The organism is Bradyrhizobium sp. P3_C3 (genome assembly GCF_056402655.1).
Map to the genome: position 1 here is coordinate 1 of NZ_JBFUGY010000129.1, position 2,100 is coordinate 2,100.

The window sequence follows — 2,100 nt, forward strand, 5'->3', positions numbered from 1 at the left end:
CTCCTGGGGCGGCCGCAGGCGAGCCATCGGCCGGCGCTATTCAGGTAGGGATGACCCCGGCCCGGGTGCAAGGTTTCAAGGTGCGTCGCGGGGCCGCGGCTATGCCCAACATTGCATTTCCGTCATGCCCGGGCTTGTCCCGCCTGCGCGGCCGAAGCCGCTTCGGCGCGGCGAAGGCCCGGGCATCCACGTTCTTCCTCTACACAAGGCCCGAAAGGCGTGGATGGCCGGGACAAGCCCGGCCATGACGAAGGGATGGTTTGAGGCGCTCAATTCACTTAAGCTTTAGCAAGATTCCACACGCGCCCTTCTCCCCGCCGGAAACCTCATGCTCCAGACCCGATTTGCGATCGCGGCCGCCGCTCTGCTCGCCTTCGCCCTCCCCGCCTCCGCCCAGTTCGCGCCACCCCCCGCCAAGCCCATCGCGCCCAAAGCCACAACCCCGTCGCCGCGCGCAGCGTCTTGCCACAACGGCGCGAGCTTCGATCGCTTCCTGGCTGACGTGAAACAACAGGCGGTCGCCGCCGGCGTGTCGCAGCGGACGATATCGGAGGCCTCGCCCTACCTCGTCTACGACCAGGGCATCGTCAATCGCGACCGCGGCCAGCGCGTGTTCGGCCAGCTCTTCACCGAATTTGCCGGCCGCATGGCCGCGCCCTATCGCATGCAGAACGGCCAGCAGCACATCAAGAGCCACGCGGCTGCGTTCGCACGCGCCGAAAAGGAATACGGCGTGCCGCCGGCGGTGATCGCCGCGTTCTGGGGCCTCGAGAGCGATTTCGGCGTCAACATGGGCAATCTGCCGACGCTGAAATCGTTGGTGTCGCTGGCCTATGACTGCCGCCGCTCGGAGATGTTCGTGAACGAGACCATCGCCGCGCTGAAGATCATCGACCGTGGCGATCTCACACCCGACGAGATGGTCGGCTCCTGGGCCGGCGAGCTCGGGCAGACGCAATTCCTGCCCGTGCATTACGTCAACTACGCCGTCGACTATGACGGCGACGGCCGGCGCGATCTCTTGCGCAGCGAGGACGACGTGATCGGCTCGACCGCGAACTACATCGCCAACGGATTGAAGTGGCGGCGCGGCGAGCCGTGGCTCGAAGAGATCAAGGTGCCGCAGAACCTGCCCTGGGATCAGACCGACCTCACGGTGCAGCAGCCGCGCTCGAAATGGGCGCAGTTGGGGGTCACCTATCCCGACGGCCGTCCGCTGCCGAACGACAATCTCGCGGCGTCCGTGCTGCTGCCGATGGGGCGCAACGGACCTGCCTTCATGGCGTATGCGAATTTCGCGGCCTACACCGAGTGGAATAATTCGCTGATCTATTCGACCACCGCGGGCTATCTCGCCACCCGCATCGCGGGTGCGGCTCCGATGCGCAAGCCGGCCCAACCGGTCGCGCAACTGCCGTTCAACGACCTCAAGCAATTGCAGCAGCTCTTGGTCCAGGCCGGCTTCAACGTCGGCAAGGTCGACGGTGTGCTGGGCCAGCAGAGCCGCGCCGCCGTGAAGGCGATGCAGATCAAATACGGCCTGCCCGCCGATTCCTGGCCGACCGCCGAGCTGCTCGCGCGGATGCGCGGCGGCACGGCCCAGGCGCAGCCGGCGGGGATGATCCGGTAGAATTTTCGCACCGCACAAGCCGCTCTCGCGATTGTAATTTTCTGTGATGCTCCCATGTGAGTGGCTCAGGTTTCTCCTGAGATTTCCCATTCACAAGCGAGCATCACATGTCCTTCCACGACGCCGTCGTCCCCGCGTACTTGCAAATGCTGAACAGCCTGACCGGCCTGCTCACGAAAGCCGAGGCGCATTGCGCGGCCAAAAAGATCGACCCGGGCGTCCTGCTCGGCTCGCGCCTCTTCCCGGACATGCTGCCGCTGTCGAAGCAGATCCAGCTCGCCAGCGATTTCGCCGCCAAGGGCTGCGCGAGGCTGACCCATAGCGAGGTGCCTTCGATGCCCGACACGGAAAAGACGTTTGAAGAGCTGAAGCAGAGGCTCGCCAAGACGATCGACTACGTGAAATCGTACAAGCCGGAGCAGTTCGAAGGCGCCGACACCAAGGACGTGACCTTCCCGGCGGGCCCGGAC

General features: G+C 65.1%; 2 protein-coding genes. Both read left to right on the forward strand.

What is annotated here, in order from left to right; genetic code table 11:
- Window positions 1–328: 328 nt before the first annotated feature.
- On the forward strand, window positions 329–1,630 hold the full coding sequence (locus tag AC1DW2_RS43700) for a lytic murein transglycosylase (RefSeq protein ID WP_477009199.1): 1,302 nt from the start codon (window positions 329–331) through the stop codon (window positions 1,628–1,630).
- Window positions 1,631–1,737: 107 nt separating this feature from the next.
- The coding region (locus AC1DW2_RS43705) for a DUF1993 domain-containing protein (protein WP_477009200.1) at window positions 1,738–2,100 on the forward strand (363 nt) is incomplete at its 3' end.

Bases quoted from the DNA above. Each gene is read 5' to 3' on its own strand.
- AC1DW2_RS43700 (WP_477009199.1), top strand. From the start codon at position 329: ATGCTCCAGACCCGATTTGCGATCGCGGCCGCCGCTCTGCTCGCCTTC.